We start from the raw sequence: 19,067 nt of genomic DNA on the forward strand, positions 1-19,067 counted from the left end.
AGAGAGGCCTCAGCGATCAACCTTCCAGCTCTTCGTCTTCGCCTTCGGACATGCCCGCGACGGTCATGCCATCGATCAGCCAGCTACCGCTGTGGATACTGCCACGCGTATCGACATCATCGCCGACCGCCAGCAGATTGGCCGCCATGTCGCGCAGGTTGCCGGCAATGGTGAACTCCTCGACCGCATGCTGGATCTCGCCGTTCTCGACCCAGAAACCGGAGGCGCCGCGTGAGTAGTCACCGGTGACGCCATTGACGCCCTGGCCCATCAGCTCGGTCACCAGCACGCCGGTGCCCATCTGCTTGAGCATCTCATCGAGCGAGGTCAACGGCGCGGTGATGCGCACGTTGCGCGCGCCGCCGGCGTTGCCGGTGGTCTGCATGTTCAGACGACGGGCGCTGTAGGCGCTCAGCATGTAGCTCTGCACCTTGCCGTCGGCAAAGTAGACATTGTCACGCGTCGCGACGCCATCGTTGTCGAAGGCGGCGCTGGACATGCCACCGACTTCCCGCGGCTTCTCACCCAGCGTGAACCAGTCGGGGAACAGCGGCTGACCCAGGCTATCGCACAGGAAGCTGGACTCACGGTACAGCGAGCCGCCGGCGATGGCAGACAGGTAGTGACCGACCAGCCCGGCCGACATCTGCGGGTCGAACAGCACCGGCATGCGCCCCGTCGCCACCTTGCGCGCATTCAGGCGCGCCAGCGTGCGGCGCGCGGCTTCACGCCCCACTGACTCGGGAGAGCGCAGGTCTGCCGGATTGCGCACGCTGGTGTAGTCATAGTCACGCTGCATGCCCTGTGCATCCTTGGCGATCAGCATGCATGACATCGAGTGGCGGCTGCCGCACTGGCTGGCCAGGAACCCATGGCTGTTGCCATAGACCTGCACGCCTTCGCCACTGGAGAAGCTGGCGCCCTCGGACTGCGCGATGCCCTCCACTTCCAGCCCGGCACGCTCACAGGCCAGTGCCAGGTCAGTCGCTTCATCGACGCTGATCGCCCAAGGATGATGCGCCTGGAGATCAGGGAAGTCGGTGGCCATCAGCTCGGCCGGCGCCAGACCGGCAAAGCTGTCTTCGCCGGTATAGTGCGCGATGGAGACCGCCTTCTCGACCGCGGCACGAATCGAGTCGCTGCCTGCATCGGAAGATGTTGCGCTGCCCTTGCGATTGCCGAGATAGACGGTCACGCCGATGCCCTGGTCACGTGACAGTTCGACCGTCTCGACTTCGCCGTCACGCACCGAGATGCTGACACCCTGATCGACGCTGGCACCGACCTCACAGGCGTCGGCACCCAGGCTGCGGGCAAGCTCGAGAGCTTCGCTGACGCGACGCTCGAGCAGTTGTTGCTGAGCAACGGCATCAAAGGCCTGGCTCATGTTGTTCTCCTTCTGAGGAGACGGGGGCCCGGCAGTGCTATACTGCCGCAAATTTCCCCGACTCATTGGAATTGGCATGCGTAAAGAAAGACCCGAGGAGCTCGTCGAGCGCCCCAGCAAGTCCCAGTTGAAGCGCGAGATGATCGAGCTGCAGGCGCTGGGCAAGAAGATCATCGATCTGCCGGAAGGCCAGCGCGCCAAGTTCCCGCTCTCTGACGACATGCTGGCCGCCATCGAGGAGACCCATCGCATTCGTAGTCACGAAGGCCTGCGTCGCCACATGCAGTACGTCGGCAAGCTGATGCGCAAGGAAGACCTGGACGCCGTGCGTGCCGTCTTCGAAGCCATGGAGCAGCAGAACGTGCGTCGCGATGCTTCCTTCCAGCGTCTCGAACGCTGGCGCGATCGACTGCTGGACGACGATGAAGCCTTCGTGATCTTCGTCGAGGATTATCCTCACGTGGACCGTCAGGCCCTGCGTCAGCTGATCCGCAATGCGCGTGCCGAACGTGACGCCGGCAAACAGCCCAACAGCGCCAAGAAGCTCTTCAAGCTACTGCGTGCCGAACTCGACCTCTGATACGGGGTCTGCCGCTCACGCGCTGCGTCTCTCGTGCTGAACCTCACGCACTGATCCTCAAGCGCTTCCTCGACACCGCCATGGCCCTGCCACGGCGGTGTCGTCGTATTCATCGCTTCATTGTGAACGCGACCCGCTCAGGATTGCGTGCCGCCGACCGTCAGCTCATCGAGCTTCAGCGTCGGCTGACCGACACCGACGGGCACGGACTGGCCGTCCTTGCCACACACGCCGACACCGGTATCCAGCTCCAGGTCGTTGCCGATCATCGAGACGCGGCCCATGGCTTCCGGCCCGTTGCCGATCAGGGTCGCGCCCTTGACCGGCGTGGTCACCTTGCCGTCTTCGATCAGATAGGCTTCGCTGGCGGAGAACACGAAACGCCCGGAGGTGATGTCGACCTGACCACCGCCGAAGCTGACCGCGTAAATGCCACGCTTGACGCTCTTGATGATCTCCTGCGGATCGCGATCGCCACCCAGCATGTAGGTATTGGTCATGCGCGGCATCGGTAGGTGCGCGAAGGACTCACGCCGCGCATTGCCCGTCGGCGCCATGCCCATCAGGCGGGCATTGAGCTTGTCCTGCATGTAGCCGGTGAGGATGCCGTCCTCGATCAGCGGCGTGTACTGTCCCGGGGTGCCTTCGTCATCGACGGACAGCGAGCCACGGCGATCGGCCAGGGTCGCATCATCGACCACGGTGACGCCGCGTGCCGCGACCTGCTCGCCCATGCGGCCCGAGAAGGCAGAGCTGCCCTTGCGGTTGAAGTCACCTTCCAGACCATGACCGACCGCCTCGTGCAGCAGCACGCCCGGCCAGCCATTGCCCAGCACCACCGGCATCTGACCGGCCGGTGCATCGATGGCCTCGAGATTGACCAGCGCCTGGCGCACGGCTTCACGCGCGTAACGCTCGGCGACATTCTCATCGCGCAGACGGGTCAGCGGGAAACGACCACCGCCACCAGCACTGCCACGCTCGCGACGGCCATTGCGCACCGCGATCACGCTGATGTTGAAACGCACCAGCGGACGCAGGTCCGCGGCGAGGGTGCCATCGCTGGCACGCACCATCACCACCTCGTAAAGCGCCGACAGCGAGGCCGACACCTGACTGATGGACGGGTCAAGGCTGCGCGCGATGCGGTCCGCTTCCTTGAGCATCGCGACCTTGTCCTCGGCGCTCAGGCCATTCAGCGGGTCGATGCCCGCATAGAAGGACGGCGCCTCGGTGATGATCGAGCTTGCGACCGTGCCGCTGCTGCCGCTGCGCGAGATACCCGCCGCAGTACGGCCAGTGTCGGCAAGGGCGGCGGCATCGATCTGATTGGAGTATGCGAAGCCGGTCTTTTCCCCCGCCAGTGAGCGTACGCCCACGCCGCCATCGATGTTGTAGCTGGCGTCCTTGACGACGCCGTCTTCCAGCACCCAGCTCTCCTGCCAGACACGCTGGAAGTAGAGGTCGGCATAGTCGGTGCCCGGGCCCATGGCATGTGCCAGGCCAGCATCCAGATCATCCAGGCTGAGCCCGCCCGGGGTCAGCAACAGGGCCGCGGCATCGTCGAGCACGCGACCGGAACTCGCATTTTGCGTCATTCAGCACTTTCCAGAGTAATGTTCGGGTCGCCCCAGGGGCCTGATACCCGATAGTGAATTTGCGTCACCTTGTCGATGAACCGGCCGAAGATCTTGTCGGCCACGAACAGCGCTCCGCCCACGGCGGGCGCGCCTGCCAGCACGGCGGCCAGCGGAAGGTTCTGGCTGACCGGCACCGTGATGGCCATGCGTTGATCAAGGGTACCGCGAAGCAGATCGACCTGCCCGTTGAGTGTCACGGTGGTGGACGGCGCCTCGATACGCAAGGGGCCATCGCTTTCCAGCCGCCCATCGAAGAGCGTCGCTGCGCCGCGCACCTTGTCGAAGGCCGTCCCCTTGTCGGTGACATCAGAGAAGTCCAGCGACAGCCGGCGCAGCAGGTTATCCACATTGACCAGCCCCAGCAGGCGGGCGGAGGTCGAGCCCAGATTCAGGAAGCGTCCGTCATCCAGCTTGATCTCGACGCGACCATTGGAGCGCGACAGGGCAAAGTCCTGCGGCGCGCCGGGCCAGGCCAGCTTGACCTCGGCCCGGGCGCGGTCCGCCTCGATGCCGCGCGGCTGGGAGAGACGCTCGAGCAACCCGCCCAGGTCACTGCCATCGGCGGACAGGCGAGCGCGCGTCAGACTGTTGGCGCCGGCATCTTCCCAGGTGATGTTGCCCACCGCGGTGATCTTGCCCAGCGTGATGGAGAGCGGCAACACCACCAGCTGCTGGCTGTCGGCGGTCCAATCGGCACTGATCGGCCCCAGCTGCTGATCGCGCCAGATGAGGTGTGCCAGACGCAGACTGCCCGCGGGCAGGTCGGCAAGCTCAGCGGGATACGGCGTCGGTTCGATGCCGACATCGATAGCCTCGGTAAAGTCGCTTGGCGCGCTGGCGGCCTGCGTCTCCTGCTCGGCATCCGCGGGCCACAGGGCATCGAGATTCAGGGTGTCCAGGTCCAGAATCAGCGGTCGCGCGGCGCCTGACTGCCACACCAGCTCGCCACTGGCGAGCTGACCATCCAGCGTCGCGGCCAGCCCCAGCCCTTGCTGCTGCGAGCTCTGGCGCGGCGCGGCCTCGAGCGTCATCGGCCCCGTACACCGGGACTGGATCATCAGGCAATCGGTGGCAACGCGCAGGCGTGACAAGGCACGCAGGGGGTCGCTCTGCTCAGCGTCGCTGCCCCCACCACTCGCGCTGCCCTCACCACTCGCGCCACCTTCACTGGAGAGCGCTCCCGCCCACGGCTTCCAGAGCTCGGGGGCGAGGGTCGGTGTGCGCCAGGCGATGTCCCAGCCGGTCTGGGTGGGCCACTGCGGGTCGCTCGGCCAACGCTCCAGCCACAACTGCCCCGTCATCGGCACTGTGCTGCCATCGTCGCGCGTATTGCCGCCTTTCCAGCGTGCTCGGGCGCGATTGTCGAGGCGAACATCGCCGCCACCCTCCGCGAGCCCGATATCCACCGCCAGCGGAGCCGCCTGATCGCGCGCCTTGCCAAAGGGTGCCGGCAGATTGATGGCGACTCCCTTGAGGTCACTCGAGAGCGCCAGACTGGCGCCGTCATCCGGCAGCATCAGGCGCGCCTGGTAGTTGAACTCGCCGCCCAGCGCGCGCGGGGTCTCGCCGTCCTGCAAGGCGGCCCGGGTGTTCTCAGCGGCATCGCCGATCAGGTGCTCGGGCGCGCCCAGCCAGCTCAGCACCGGTGCCAATGGCGCCTTGCCGTCGAAGGTGATCGCGCCCTTGCTGCTTGAATCTGCCTGTCCGATGTTGAGCGCCGCCTTGACCGCACCGCCGAACAGCTTGCCGGAGAGATTGCCGGTCAACTGTTCACGGCGCCCCTCGGGGCGGGATGGGTCATGCACGAACTCGAGCGGCCCGCGAATGCCGTCAACCTCGATGCCCGGCCCCGGGAAGGCAAGCGTCGCCGCCTGGCGCTCGCCAACCTTGCCCGCCGCGGTGATGCGCGTCTGCTCGGCATCCTCCAGCGGCACGCGGATATCCATCGTCGCATCCACCGAGCCCTTGCCCTGCCATTCGGCGATCAGCGCAGCGGTATCTTCCAGCGGCGCATGCGAGAGCAAATCGAACAGCGCTTCGACGCTGCCGGTCACGTCACCCTGAATCTTCAAGGTGTTGTCCTGCATGTCGACGTCGGCCTGACGCACCGCCAGGGGCGCTGCACTGCCCAGCGCCGTGGCCGGCTGAGAGCGCGCCGCCGCGACCGTGGCACTCAGCGTATTGTCGTGCAGCGCGAGGTTGCCCTTCACGCCCTCCAGCGCAGGCCATCCCTCGGCATAACCGAGTCGCCCATCCTCGATGGCCAGCTCAAGGTCCATCGAATCGCCGGGGCCATAGCCATTTTCACCATTGTCGTCATCCCACACCTGGGTGAGATGCAGGCTGCCCTCGGGGACCTGCCCCGCGACATCGCGTGTCAACCACTCGCTCAGCGCCGGGTCCAGCACCTTCATCGGCAACCAGGAGGCCAGCGGAATGCTGCGGGCGTTCACGTCGCGCATCTCGAGATCCAGCTGGAAGCGATCATGGTCCTGTGCGGGAATCTGCAGGCCGAAGCCACCCGTCACATCGGCGCCAGCGCGCTGGATATGCAGGTCATGCCCCGAGACGCTGCTGCCACTGTCATCGACCTTGACCTCGACCACCCCGTCGGCTGCCTCGAGCTGCCAGCCGTCGCCGAAGACCTCGGGGAAGTGAAAGCGCATCCCCGAGTCACCACGAAACGCGATCCGGCTCGCGATGCCACCCTCATCAAGACTCTGCGCGGTGACCCAGGCCGCCAGGGGACCGAGCCCCGGAGCGCCCTGCCAGGGTTCCACCTCGGCGCCGGTCAGGCCCAGCGCCAGCTTCATGGTCAGCGGGGTATCGAGGCCGATCCCTGCCAGCGACAGGGAGAGGCCGGTGGCCGTGCCACGCGGATCGAGAGACTCGAGCACATTGCCCAGCTCGCCGAGCACCAGCACATTGCGCCAACGTGCCACCTTCTCCAGATCGAAACTGCTGGTGACCAGCGACACGCTGCCCTCGGCGAGATCCCCCGACAGCGAAATACGCTCGGGCAGGCTGGCAAACGCCGCGGAGACTTCTGGCGATGACGCCGCTTGCGGCGTCTGGCCATCACTGTCAGCCACCGAAGCGTCGGCCGCCGGAGTGCCGGCCACCGGAGCGCCGGCCACCGGGGCGCCGGCCGCCGGGGCGTCATCGAGTTGCGTGGCGCCGACCGAGATCTGATTGAGCCAGGCCTGCCAGCGATCACTGCCTGCCAGATCGCGCAGCCACTGGCCACGCGCATGAATGTCCTTGAGCGCCAGCTGGGCGCCATGGTGATCCAGCGTCAGGCGATTGAGATCAAGACGCAGACGAGCATCTTCCAGTCGCGCGTCACGCCAGCGCGCCCACAGCGTCGCGTTACCATCGGCGTCGCGCAGCATCAGGCTGTCGCGCTCGCCCATCAGGCGCCCGACACTCGCCAGCGCACCGGCGTCCAGCTCTACCTGCAGCTGGGCCGAGTAGTCGGCGAGGCCGTCGTCTCCCGGCAGCACTTCCAGCACGGCGCTGACACCGGCCTGAGGCGATTCCCCGACCCGCAACTGGCCTTCCAGATGCGCGCGATCGCCTTCTCCCGACAGCAACAGCTCGGCGGCATTCAGGTTGAGGGTATCGTTGCGACCATGCAGCACCAGACGCACGTCCTCGAGCCGCACACGCTGACGCGCCAAAAGCGCCAGCCCCTGCTCCGTCTGCGCAAGACTCATCTGCCCTTCGGGTTCGAGCGCTTCGGGAGGACGCGGCGGCCCCGGCCAGCCCCAGCTGCCATCTTCGCGCTGGTACAGGTGCACGATGACGCCGGTGGCGGTGGCGCGATCAAAGACAGGCGCCAGATGGCGCAGGGAGGAAAGTACATCGAGACGGGTTTCCAGATGGGACACGCTCAACAGCGGCGCCGCCTGCATCTCGTTGGGACGAAAGAGGTTCAGCCCCGACAGCTTGATGGCCGGATCAAGGTGATCCATGCGGCCTTCAAGCGATGACATCCCCACATTGGAATGGGTCTGGGTGGCAATGAAGTCACTGATGGACTCACTGCGCGAATCCAGCGTGGTCAACCACCAGCGCAGGCCCCCGATCAGGATGGCCAGCACCGCCAGCAGCACCGCGAGCGCCATCAGCAGCCCGCGCGCCCAGCGCCGCCCACGCGAGGGTGGCGCTGGCGTCGCAGCTGACGAAGGCGGGGCGTCGTCGACGCCCTCCTGCACCGCCTCTTGCGAGGTAGAACGTGCCGCCTCTGGTGAGGTAGAACGGGTCACTGGTGGTTCTCCGAACAGGACAGACTCACGATGTGGATAACGCGACTCCCGGCTTCATCGCAGGCGCGGCGGCTGACAGATCACATGAGCACAATATCGTACTGCTCCTGGGTGTAATGCGCCTCGACCTGGAAGCGGATGGTCTTGCCGATGAAGCTCTCGAGGTCCGCCACGGCCGCGGATTCCTCGTCCAGCAGGCGATCGACCACATTCTGTGAGGCCAGCACCATGTAGGTATCCGGGCTGTAGGCGCGCTCTTCGCGCATGATCTCGCGGAAGATCTCGTAGCAGACCGTCTCCGGCGTCTTGAGAGTGCCGCGCCCCTGACAGGTCGGGCAGGCCTCGCACAGTACCTGCTCCAGACTCTCGCGCGTGCGCTTGCGCGTCAGCTGCACCAGGCCCAGCTCGGTCACGCCGGTCATCTTGTTCTTGGCATGATCACGCTCCAGCGACTTCTCGAGCACGCGCAGCACCTGACGCTGGTGCTCGGTCTCTTCCATGTCGATGAAGTCGATGATGATGATGCCGCCGAGATTGCGCAGCCGCAGCTGGCGCGCGATGGCGGTCGCCGCCTCGAGATTGGTCTTGAAGATGGTCTCTTCGAGGTTGCGATGGCCGACGAAACCCCCGGTGTTGACGTCGATGGTGGTCATCGCCTCGGTCTGGTCGATCACCAGATAGCCACCACTCTTGAGCTGCACCTTGCGGCCCATCGCCTTGTGCAGCTCATCCTCGACACTGAACAGATCGAAGATCGGCCGCTCGCCGGGGTAATACTCGATGCGCCCTTCCATGTCCGGCATGAACTCGCTGGCGAATTCCTTGAGCCGGATGAAGTTCTCGCGCGAGTCGATGCGCACGCGCTCGATCTCGTCACGCATCACGTCGCGCAGCGTGCGCATGAACAGCGGCAGATCATCATAGATCACGCTGGGCACGGCGGCGGTCAGGCGACGCTCGCTGACCTTGCGCCACAGGCGCAGCAAGAAGTGCATGTCCTGCTTGAGCTCCGCCTCGCTGATGCCTTCGGCCGCCGTGCGCAGAATGAAGCCGCCGGGCGCTTCCGGGTCCAGCGCCGTCAGGCACTGCTCGGTGAGCTCCTTGAGGCGGTCACGCTCGGCATCGCTCTCGATGCGCTGCGACACGCCGGTATGCGGCGAGTCCGGCATATAGACCAGATAGCGTGACGGCACCGACAGATGCGTGGTCAGCCGGGCGCCCTTGGTGCCGATGGGGTCCTTGGTGACCTGCACCACCAGTGGCTGGCCTTCGCTGAGCAGCTCGCGGATCGAGAGCTGCTCATCATGCGGCGTGTGCGCCGGCATGACTTCCTGGGCATGGATGAAGGCGGCCCGTTCGAGACCGATGTCGATGAAGGCCGCCTGCATGCCGGGCAACACTCTCACCACCTTGCCACGGTAGATGTTGCCGACGATGCCGCGTCGCCCGCTGCGTTCGATGAAGGCTTCCTGCAGGACACCGTTCTCGACCACCGCCACGCGGGTCTCCATCGGTGTCAGGTTGATCAATACCTCGCCGCTCATAGCGCAAGTCCTTGTAAAGTCGTTGCTTGCGATTATGACATAGCAAGGGAGCCCCCGGCTGTGATCTATCGACTAAGGATTTCCTGCAACGGGTATTTTGTGCCACGCACGCAAGCCATCGTCCTTCACGATGCCGCTGGAGAGCTGTCTCGACACCCGACTGACGCAGTGCAGAACATCGCCCGTCAGAGCGGTTGCCACGGCTGAACGCCCGCCTTGCTCAGAAGCTCTGCGGTCTCATGCAGCGGCAGCCCGACCACGGCGCTGTAACTGCCCTCGAGATGACTGACGAAGACAGCGCCAAACCCCTGGATGGCGTAGCCCCCCGCCTTGTCAGCGGGCTCACCGGTCGCCCAGTAGCGCGCGGCCTCCTCCGGGGTGATGGTGCGGAAAGTCACGCGGCTCTCGACCAGCTCGCTCGCGCAGCGCATGTCGCGCCCGGCGTCGCCATGACACAGCGCCACGCCACTGAGCACCTGATGGCTGCGCCCCGACAGGCTGAGCAGCATCTCGCGCGCATCGGCCTCATCGCGCGGCTTGCCGAGAATGCGTCCATCCAATGCCAGCGCGGTATCCGCGCCGAGCACTCGCCGCCCCGCCGTCTGGCCTGCCGTCCGCTGAGCCAGGGCCGCGAAGCCGGCCTGCGCCTTCTCCCGCGCCAGACGCAGCACGTAATGCTCCGGCGACTCATTGGCCTGCGGTGTCTCATCGATATCCATCGGCGCCACCTCACATTGGATGCCGATACTGGCCAGCAGGTCACGACGACGCGGCGACCCCGAGGCCAGAATCAATTCCACTTGAGCAACGCCCTGTTGAACAACGTCCTGAGACCTTACTTTGCGCTGCGTCGCGGCGTCAGAGTTCGCAAAGAGTGAGGAAGTGGGGCTTTCGGTGTCAGGTGTGGATGGCCTGGAAGTGGATGACCTTGAACTGGATGACCTGGAAGTGGATGACCTGGAAGTGGACGACATGGAAGACCTCATGAAGAGAAACATGGCTGACAAGTACCAGAAAGCCGCCCGTAGGCGGCTTTTGGAAGCTGACAAGAAGCGCTAGCGACATGCCAGTGGCACTCAGGCCGCGACCCGCCGACGCAGCATCTGCAGCAGAGTATAGAGCCACGGCCACAGTGCGCCGCCGATGACCGCCGAGAGCAGGAACGACAGGCTGACGGGGCCGGCACCGAACAGACTGCGCAGCCATTGATCCAGCAACTGCGCGATGCCCAGCACCACGATCACCAGCAACGCCTGCTGCAACAGCGAGTAGGCGCGAATGCGCTGATAGAGCAGCACACCCATGAAGGCTGTCAGCGACAGCACCAGGGCGTTGTGCCCCAGCGGTGCGCCCTGCAGGACATCCAGCGCCAGCCCGAACAGGAAGCCGTGGAAGACTCCGACACTCTGCGGCGAGACGATGCACCAGTAGACCAGCATCAGACCCAGCCACTGGGGCCGCCAGATCAGCCATACATCCGGCAATGGCATGACCTGCAGACACAGCGCCAGCAGCAGCGAGAACCAGCACAGCAAGGTGGTCTGGGGACGAAAGGCCATCAGTTGTTCTCCCCGGCAGCATCGGTGGGTGCCTGTGCGTCTGCCGCATCCTCGGCGGAGCCTTGTGCGGCGTCGTCCCCCTCGGGTCTGGGCGCCGCCAGGTTGTCGCGCGGCAACTCATCGAGGCTGTCATCGACATACAGGTTGTCGGTGTCCACCGGCGGCGGCATCTGAATCAGGAAGTTGCGCGAACGCTCCAGCTGCGCGATGGGCTCGGCACTCACGCGGGCGAACGGCTTGCCGGGATCATGGTAGACCTCGGTGACACGTGCCACCGGCAAGCCGCGCGGAAAGCGCAGCGCCAGTCCGGAAGTCACCAGCAGATCACCGACACGAATGTCGGCGGTATCCGGCACATGCAGCACATCGACCTGGTCGATCTTGCCACTGCCCTGGGCGATGAAGCGCAGACCATTGCGATTGATCTCCACCGGCACGGCGTGACTGGCATCACTGATCATCAGCACGCGACTGTTGTAGGCCGAGGTGGAGATGACCTGCCCGACGAGACCATAGGCATCGAGTACCGGCAAGCCGATGCGCACGCCATCCTGCTCGCCGCGGTCCACCACCATGCGGTGGGAGAACGGGTCAGCATCGAGGGTGAGCAACTGGGAGGTGATATAGGGGATGTCGCTACGCTGCCCGGCATTGAGCAATTCGCGCAGGCGCGTATTCTCGGAGGTCAGGCTCGCCATGCGTTGCACACGGCTGGACAGATTGAGCAGCTGTTCGCGCAGCGCGCGATTCTCGTCGGCCAGCTCCTGCTGGTCGGCAAACACCAGCGCGCCCCAGCTGATGCCTTCCGTCGGCAAGCTGACGACCCACTGCACGGGCGATACCAGCGTCGCCATGCTGGCGCGCACATCGACCATCCAGCTGAAGCGATCTTCGGCAAACATCAGCGCGAGTGACAGCACCGCGCACAACAGCATGCGGTAGCCGGGCACGGGGCCACGCGTGAACAGGGGTTTGATAGCACTTCCTCCGACAGGCCGGGACCAGCCGTACAGCACACAGCATGCCCGGCCCCGGACGAGGTCAATCGCTCGACAGCAGCTCGAAGGTGTGCTGATCGATCATTTCCAGCGCCTTGCCACCGCCACGCGCCACGCAGGTCAGCGGGTCTTCGGCGATGATCACCGGCAGGCCCGTCTCTTCCGCGATCAGCTTGTCGATGTCACGCAGCAGCGCACCACCACCGGTCAGCACCAGGCCGCGCTCGGCGATGTCGGAGGCCAGCTCAGGCGGAGACTGCTCGAGCGCGCTCTTGACCACTGAGACGATGGCCGCCAGCGGTTCCTGCAGCGCATCGAGGATCTCGTGGGAGTTGAGCGTGAAGGAACGCGGAATGCCCTCGGCCAGGTTGCGGCCGCGCACGTCGATCTCGCGCAGCTCGCCACCCGGGTAGGCACAACCGATCTCTTCCTTGATGCGCTCGGCCGTCGCCTCACCGATCAGGCTGCCGTAATGGCGACGCACATAGGAGGTGATGGCTTCGTCGAAGCGGTCACCGCCGATACGCACGGATTCGGAATAGACCACGCCGTTGAGCGAGATGATGGCGATTTCAGTGGTACCACCACCGATATCGACCACCATGGAGCCCATCGCCTCTTCCACCGGCAGGCCCGCACCGATCGCGGCAGCCATCGGCTCCTCGATCAGGTAGACCTCACGTGCGCCGGCCCCTTCGGCCGATTCCTTGATGGCGCGACGCTCGACCTGGGTCGACATGCACGGCACACACACCAGCACACGAGGGCTGGGTGTCAGGAAGGTGCTCTGATGCACCTTGCGGATGAAATGCTGGAGCATCTGTTCGGTAACGGTGAAGTCGGCGATGACGCCGTCCTTCATCGGACGGATGGCCGTGATATTGCCGGGGGTACGCCCCAGCATGCGCTTGGCATCGGCACCGACGGCCGCCACACTGCGGGCATTCCCGGACTGGCGAATGGCCACGACTGAGGGCTCGTCGAGCACGATACCGCGACCGCGCACATAAATAAGCGTGTTGGCAGTACCCAGATCGATCGACAGATCGCTCGAGAACAGCCCACGTAAACGTTTAAACATGGAAGTTGATCACCTAGTCCAGACCGGAACCCTGTGCAGACGCGAACGGTACCATTGCCACCCCATGGCGGCAAGCTGACACGCCTGCCAGAGCGACGCAGATGTGGTACATTTCACGCCGAATCACACTGTAACGGCGCATTCGGCGACAGATTGCTCCATCGCTGCAAAGCGCGCTGTTTTACAGGGTAACGGGCATCGGGTTTGCCGGGACACCACAATTTTCGAATTCGGCTTTTCGCGCACGTAGCGCCAGCCGATTCCGCGTGGTCGTCTCCGACTCCTGCCGTCACCTCAAGCCTCTCGAAGCCAAGACAGGGAAACTTCAATGGCCCTTGAACATTCAGATGTGCTGCGTGCCGCTCACCTCGCACGCCTGGGTCTTGCCTCGCAGGATGCCGAAGCCTACGTCGAGGATCTCGACCGGATTCTCGCCATGGTCGACCAGCTGCAACAGGTCGATACCGACGGCGTCGCACCGCTGGCACACCCGCTGGAAGCCACGCAACGCCTGCGCGCCGACGAAGTCACCGAATCGAATCAGCGCGAGCGTTTTCAGCAGGTGGCCCCGGCCACAGAGCAGGGTCTGTATCTGGTTCCGCGCGTCGTCGAGTGATCTCGCCTGGCAGGTCGCTCACGCATCGTGACCGGCTGCCATCGGATACCACGTCACGCGGCACGCCCCGTCCGCCCCGGAATTTCTGCGGACGATGCCCGGCGCATCGTCTGCACTGATGGAATCGAACATGTCATCGTCCATTGCACTACATGACAAGACGCTCAGTGAGCTGGCGCAAGGCCTGGAGGCCGGCGAATACACCAGCCGCGAGCTGACGGAAGCCTTCCTGGCCCGTATCGAACGCCTCGACGGCGAGCTCAACAGCTACATCACCCTGTGCCGCGAAGACGCGCTGCGTGATGCGGATGCCGCCGATGCACGTCGCGCCGCTGGCAATGCCGCCGCGCTGACCGGCGTACCGATGGCCATCAAGGACATCTTCTGCACCGAAGGTGTGCGCACCAGCTGCGGTTCGAAGATGCTCGACAACTTCGTCGCGCCCTACGACGCCACCGTGATCGAGAAGCTCAAGGCCGAAGGCGTGGTGATTCTCGGCAAGACCAATCTCGATGAGTTCGCGATGGGCTCCTCGAACGAGAACAGCCACTACGGCGCCGTCAAGAACCCGTGGGACCTGTCCGCCGTCCCGGGTGGCAGCTCCGGCGGCAGTGCCGCCGCCGTCGCCGCAGGCCTTGCCCCGGCCGCCCTGGGCACCGACACCGGCGGCTCCATCCGCCAGCCGGCCGCCTTCTGTGGCATCACCGGCCTCAAGCCGACCTACGGTCGCGTCTCGCGCTACGGCATGATCGCCTACGCCTCCAGCCTCGATCAGGGCGGCCCGATGGCCCGCTCCGCCGAAGACTGCGCGCGCCTGATGAACGTGATCGCCGGCGCCGACCCGCGCGACTCCACCAGCGTGGTGCGTGGCGTGCCGGATTACGTCGAAGGACTGGACTACAACCTCAAGGGCCTGAAGATCGGCCTGCCGAAGGAATACTTCGGCGAAGGCCTGTCCGAGGAAGTCGAAGCCTCCGTGCGTGCCGCGATCAAGGTCTTCGAGGATGCCGGTGCCAGCGTGCAGGAAATCTCGCTGCCGCATACCCACCTGGCCATCCCGACCTACTACGTGATCGCGCCGGCCGAGGCCTCCTCCAACCTGTCGCGTTATGACGGCGTGCGCTTCGGCCATCGCTGCAAGGACCCGCAGGACCTGGAAGACCTCTACAAGCGCACCCGCGAGGAAGGCTTCGGCGACGAGGTGAAGCGTCGCATCATCATCGGCACGCACACCCTGTCCGAAGGCTTCTTCGATGCCTACTACATCAAGGCCCAGAAGGTGCGTCGCCTGATCCGCCAGGACTTCCTCGATGCCTTCGACCAGGTCGATGTACTGATGGGCCCGGCGGCGCCGACCCCGGCGTTCGATCTCGGCGCGCACAAGGACCCGCTGTCCATGTACCTGCAGGATCTCTACACCATCGCCATCAACCTGGCGGGCATTCCGGGCATCAGCGTGCCGGCTGGCCTTTCAGGCAAGCGTCCGGTGGGTCTGCAGATCCTCGGCCCGCACTTCGGTGAGCAGACCCTGCTGGGCGTCGCGCACCAGTTCCAGCAAATCACCGACTGGCACCGCCAGCGCCCGGAATTCGGACAGGAGCAAGCCTGATGCAATGGGAAGTCGTAATCGGGCTTGAGGTTCACGCTCAGCTCGCCACCCAGTCAAAGATCTTCTCCGGCTCTTCCACCACCTACGGTGCCGAGCCCAACACCCAGGCCAGCGCCGTGGACCTCGGCCTGCCGGGCACCCTGCCGGTGCTCAACGAGCAGGCCGTGGCCATGGCCGTGCGCTTCGGCCTCGCCGTCGATGCCGCCGTTGCCGGCCGTTCGGTGTTCGAGCGCAAGAACTACTTCTACCCGGATCTGCCCAAGGGCTACCAGACCAGCCAGATGGATCAGCCCATCGTCGGCCCTGGCGTGCTCGAGATCCTGTTGGAAGATGGCACGCGCAAGTCGATCCGCATCCACCATGCCCACCTCGAGGAAGATGCCGGCAAGTCGCTGCACGAAGACTTCCAGGGCATGACCGGTATCGACCTCAACCGTGCCGGCACACCGCTGCTGGAAATCGTCTCCGAACCGGACATGCGTTCCGCCAAGGAAGCGGTGGCCTACGTGAAGGCGATCCACGCCATCGTCACCTACCTGGGCATCTCCGACGGCAACATGGCCGAAGGTTCCCTTCGTTGCGACGTCAACGTCTCGGTGCGCCCCAAGGGTCAGGAAGCCTTCGGCACCCGCGCGGAGATCAAGAACGTCAACTCCTTCCGCTTCATCGAGCGCGCCATCCACTTCGAGGTGGAGCGTCAGATCGAGCTGATCGAGGACGGCGGCAAGGTCGTGCAGGAAACCCGCCTGTATGATCCGGACGCCGACGAGACGCGCAGCATGCGCACCAAGGAAGAAGCCAACGATTACCGCTACTTCCCGTGCCCGGACCTGCTGCCGGTGGAAGTGGACGAGGCCTACATCGAACACCTGCGCCAGACCCTGCCGGAACTGCCGGCCGAGAAACGCGCCCGTTTCGAAAGCGAACTTGGCCTGTCCGCCTATGACGCCAGCGTGCTGTCCGCCAGCCGCGAGATGGCCGACTTCTTCGAGGAAGTGAAGGATGTCTGCGGCGACGCCAAGCAGGCCGCCAACTGGGTGCAGGGCGAGCTGGCCGGTCGTCTCAACAAGGAAAACCTCGACATCACCGTCAGCCCGGTCTCCGCGGCGCAGTTGGGCGGCCTGATCAAGCGCATCGTCGATGAGACCATCAACGGCAAGGCCGCCAAGCAGGTGTTCGCTGCACTGTGGGATGGCGAAGGCAAGAGCGCCGACGAGATCATCGAGTCACGCGGCCTCAAGCAGGTCACCGACACCGGTGCCATCGAAGCCGTGGTCGATCAGGTGATCGCCGACAACCCGGCCCAGGTGACCCAGTATCAGGAAGCCGAGCCGGACAAGCGTGGCAAGATGATCGGCTTCTTCGTCGGTCAGGTGATGAAGGCCTCGCGCGGCACCGCCAATCCGCAACAGGTCAACAAGGTGCTGAAAGACAAGCTGGATAGCCTCAGCTGATCGCGTGGTCGATGATCAGGACAGCGCCGGCTCTGATGCCGATGCCCCTGATCTTGACCACCAGCACGTGAACGACGGCCAGTCGCGGAGCTCCGTGGCTGGCCGTCGTCGGTCTGGAAGGGCTTGCCCCTCTCCTCAACTCGTCGCGACATGAAGGATGTTCTGATGGCAGATGATGTCGGTGCTCGCCTGCGGGCATTGCGTACCTTGCGTGGCATCTCGCAACGCGAGCTGGCAAAGCGCTGCGGTGTGACACACTCGAGCCTGTCACTGATCGAACAGGGCAAGGTCAGCCCGTCGGTGAGTTCACTGTCGAAGATTCTCGCCGCCATTCCCATGAGTGTCGGCGACTTCTTCACCATGGAGCTCGAGAACACCGCCAAGGTGTTCTACAGCGAGGAGGAGCTGATCAACGTCGGCAGCGGCGATGTCATCTTCAAGCTGGTGGGCGCCAAGCGGCGTGACCGCGCCCTGTCGTTCATGGTCGAGACCTACCCGCCCGTCACTGACACCGGCCGCGAGATGATCACCCATCAGGGTGAGGAAGCGGGCGTGGTCATCGAGGGCGAGATAGAGATCACCATCGGTGGCGACACGCGGGTATTGAAGGCGGGCGACGCCTACTACTTCGATACCAACGTGCCGCATCGCTTCCGCAACATCGGTGATGTCGAGTGTCGCCTGGTCAGCTGCGCGACGCCGGCGCGGATGTTCTAGCCCTTGTGGCGAAGGCAAGAAAGAAGAGGCCACGCAATCGCGTGGCCTCTTCTTTCTTCGCAAGCTCCTGAGTTCACGGGAACCTACACAGCTCATTTCAGTTCAGCGCATTCCAATTCAGCTCAGCTCGATCCAGACACTCTTGAGCTGGGTGTATTCCGCCAGCGAGTGATGTGACTTGTCACGGCCGTTGCCGGACTGCTTCACCCCACCGAAGGGCATGGTCTGATCGCCCCCCGCCCAGTTGTTGACGAAGACCTGACCGGATTCGAGACGATGCGTCACGCGCATGATGCGATCGATGTCCTGACTCCACACCCCTGCCGCCAACCCGAAATCACTGTCATTGGCCAACGCCAGCGCTTCGTCTTCGGTCTCGAAGCCGAACACAGACAGCACCGGCCCGAATATTTCCTCACAGCCGATCGCCATCTGTGGCGTGACGCCGTCGAAGACTACCGGACGAATGAAGAGTCCGGGCCCGTCGACCTCCTCACCGCCGGCGCGCAGTGCCGCGCCCTCCTCGATGCCCTGCCGGATATAGCCCATCACGCGTTCATATTGTGTGCTGTCGACCATCGCGCCCATGAAGCTTGCCGGGTCCAGCGGGTCGCCAGGCTGCATGCGTTCGGCAGCCGCCACTACCTTGGCGACGAAGGCATCGCGGATCGAGTTCTCCACCAGCAGACGGGAACCCGCGATGCAGACCTCACCCTGGTTGTAGAAGATGGCGGCAGCGGCGCTTTCGGCGACGCGATCCAGATTGGCGCAATCGGCGAAGACGATGTTGGGACTCTTGCCGCCACACTCCAGGAACACCCGCTTCAGATTCGACTGCCCGGCGTACTGCATCAACTGCTTGCCAACGGCGGTGGAACCGGTGAAGGCCAGGCACTCGACGTCCATCGACAGCGCCAGCGCACGCCCGACGGTATGCCCGAAGCCCGGCAGCACCTGGAAGACGCCGCTCGGGATACCGGCCTCACGCGCCAGCTGCGCCAGACGCAGCGCCGACAGCGGTGACTTCTCCGACGGTTTGAGGATGACGCTGTTGCCCGCCGCCAGCGCCGGGGCGATCTTCCACGCCGTCATCATCAGCGGGAAGTTCCACGGCACGATGGAGGCCACCACGCCCAGCGGTTCGCGCAGCACCATGCCCAGCGCCTGCTGACCGGTCGGGGCGACCTCACCGTAAAGCTTGTCGATGGACTCGGCCTGGTGGCGGATCGAGCCGATCGCCCCGGCCATGTCGTTCAGCGCGCTGGTGACCGGCTTGCCCATGTCGAGGCTATCCAGCAACGCCAGCTCATCCTGATGGGCTTCCATCAGCTCGGCCAGCCTGAGCAACACCTGCTTGCGCCGGGTCGGGGCCATGCGCGACCAGACACCGCTCTTGAAGGCGGCACGCGCATGACGAATGGCGATCTCGGCATCGGCGCTGTCACAGCTGGCGACCATCGCCAGCCGCTCACCGGTGGCCGGGTTGAGGCTCTCGAAGGTCTCGCCGCTGACCGCCGGCACGAATTCGTCATTGATGAAGGCATTGCCTTGCAACTGCGGGGTCAGGCGAGCGGCCAGCGCCTGCCATTCGGCCAATGTCTGAGGACGGCTCAT

The 19,067-nt window shown here is 64.7% G+C and carries 15 protein-coding genes; 5 read left to right on the forward strand and 10 right to left on the reverse strand.

Annotated elements, in window-relative coordinates:
- Positions 1–16: 16 nt before the first annotated feature.
- Positions 17–1,387, reverse strand: coding sequence for a metalloprotease PmbA (pmbA, locus tag AOG28_RS01775; protein WP_054555106.1), 1,371 nt, complete (start codon positions 1,385–1,387; stop codon positions 17–19).
- A gap of 76 nt (positions 1,388–1,463) precedes the next feature.
- Between pmbA and yjgA the strand changes: the two genes are divergently transcribed.
- Complete coding sequence (gene yjgA, locus AOG28_RS01780; RefSeq protein WP_043332563.1) at positions 1,464–1,967, forward strand: ribosome biogenesis factor YjgA; 504 nt, start codon at positions 1,464–1,466, stop codon at positions 1,965–1,967.
- 137 nt (positions 1,968–2,104) lie between these two features.
- Here the strand turns inward: yjgA and tldD are convergent, their stop codons facing one another.
- From tldD to AOG28_RS01815, 8 genes are all read right to left on the reverse strand, one after another.
- Positions 2,105–3,565, reverse strand: a complete 1,461-nt coding sequence (gene tldD, locus AOG28_RS01785) for a metalloprotease TldD (RefSeq protein WP_054555107.1) — start codon at positions 3,563–3,565, stop codon at positions 2,105–2,107.
- Positions 3,562–7,875, reverse strand: a complete 4,314-nt coding sequence (locus AOG28_RS01790; RefSeq protein WP_152965306.1) for a YhdP family phospholipid transporter — start codon at positions 7,873–7,875, stop codon at positions 3,562–3,564. The genes tldD and AOG28_RS01790 overlap by 4 nt, the downstream gene beginning before the upstream one ends.
- An 80-nt stretch (positions 7,876–7,955) precedes the next feature.
- A complete protein-coding gene (gene rng, locus AOG28_RS01795) occupies positions 7,956–9,419 on the reverse strand; it encodes a ribonuclease G (RefSeq protein ID WP_043332570.1) in 1,464 nt (487 codons plus the stop codon).
- A 185-nt stretch (positions 9,420–9,604) separates the two neighbouring features.
- Positions 9,605–10,219, reverse strand: a complete 615-nt coding sequence (locus tag AOG28_RS01800; protein WP_054555109.1) for a Maf family protein — start codon at positions 10,217–10,219, stop codon at positions 9,605–9,607.
- Positions 10,220–10,316: 97 nt separating this feature from the next.
- Complete coding sequence (locus AOG28_RS18490; protein ID WP_162490620.1) at positions 10,317–10,484, reverse strand: hypothetical protein; 168 nt, start codon at positions 10,482–10,484, stop codon at positions 10,317–10,319.
- 11 nt (positions 10,485–10,495) lie between these two features.
- Complete coding sequence (gene mreD, locus AOG28_RS01805) at positions 10,496–10,978, reverse strand: rod shape-determining protein MreD (protein ID WP_043332574.1); 483 nt, start codon at positions 10,976–10,978, stop codon at positions 10,496–10,498.
- The gene (gene mreC, locus AOG28_RS01810) at positions 10,978–11,955 is read right to left on the reverse strand and encodes a rod shape-determining protein MreC (protein WP_268750727.1); all 978 of its coding nucleotides are present in this window, start codon (positions 11,953–11,955) and stop codon (positions 10,978–10,980) included. Before mreC ends, mreD begins: the two co-directional genes overlap by 1 nt.
- A 64-nt stretch (positions 11,956–12,019) precedes the next feature.
- Positions 12,020–13,057, reverse strand: coding sequence for a rod shape-determining protein (locus AOG28_RS01815; RefSeq protein WP_043332576.1), 1,038 nt, complete (start codon positions 13,055–13,057; stop codon positions 12,020–12,022).
- Between the two features lie 328 nt (positions 13,058–13,385).
- Between AOG28_RS01815 and gatC the strand changes: the two genes are divergently transcribed.
- The 4 genes from gatC to AOG28_RS01835 all read left to right on the forward strand — a co-directional run bounded on the left by gatC (position 13,386) and on the right by AOG28_RS01835 (position 17,453).
- On the forward strand, positions 13,386–13,673 hold the full coding sequence (gene gatC, locus AOG28_RS01820; protein WP_054555110.1) for an Asp-tRNA(Asn)/Glu-tRNA(Gln) amidotransferase subunit GatC: 288 nt from the start codon (positions 13,386–13,388) through the stop codon (positions 13,671–13,673).
- A 130-nt stretch (positions 13,674–13,803) separates the two neighbouring features.
- Positions 13,804–15,282 carry an Asp-tRNA(Asn)/Glu-tRNA(Gln) amidotransferase subunit GatA gene (gene gatA / locus AOG28_RS01825; RefSeq protein ID WP_043332580.1) on the forward strand — a complete coding sequence of 493 codons (1,479 nt, stop codon included), beginning with the start codon at positions 13,804–13,806 and terminating at the stop codon, positions 15,280–15,282.
- The gene (gene gatB / locus AOG28_RS01830; protein WP_043332582.1) at positions 15,282–16,736 is read left to right on the forward strand and encodes an Asp-tRNA(Asn)/Glu-tRNA(Gln) amidotransferase subunit GatB; all 1,455 of its coding nucleotides are present in this window, start codon (positions 15,282–15,284) and stop codon (positions 16,734–16,736) included. Before gatA ends, gatB begins: the two co-directional genes overlap by 1 nt.
- Positions 16,737–16,901: 165 nt before the next feature.
- On the forward strand, positions 16,902–17,453 hold the full coding sequence (locus AOG28_RS01835) for a cupin domain-containing protein (protein WP_054555111.1): 552 nt from the start codon (positions 16,902–16,904) through the stop codon (positions 17,451–17,453).
- Positions 17,454–17,570: 117 nt separating this feature from the next.
- On the opposite strand, the gene AOG28_RS01840 is transcribed toward AOG28_RS01835, so the two are convergent.
- The gene (locus tag AOG28_RS01840; RefSeq protein ID WP_054555112.1) at positions 17,571–19,067 is read right to left on the reverse strand and encodes an aldehyde dehydrogenase; all 1,497 of its coding nucleotides are present in this window, start codon (positions 19,065–19,067) and stop codon (positions 17,571–17,573) included.

Origin of the sequence: Cobetia sp. UCD-24C (genome assembly GCF_001306765.1) — a bacterium.
Lineage (GTDB): Bacteria > Pseudomonadota > Gammaproteobacteria > Pseudomonadales > Halomonadaceae > Cobetia > Cobetia amphilecti.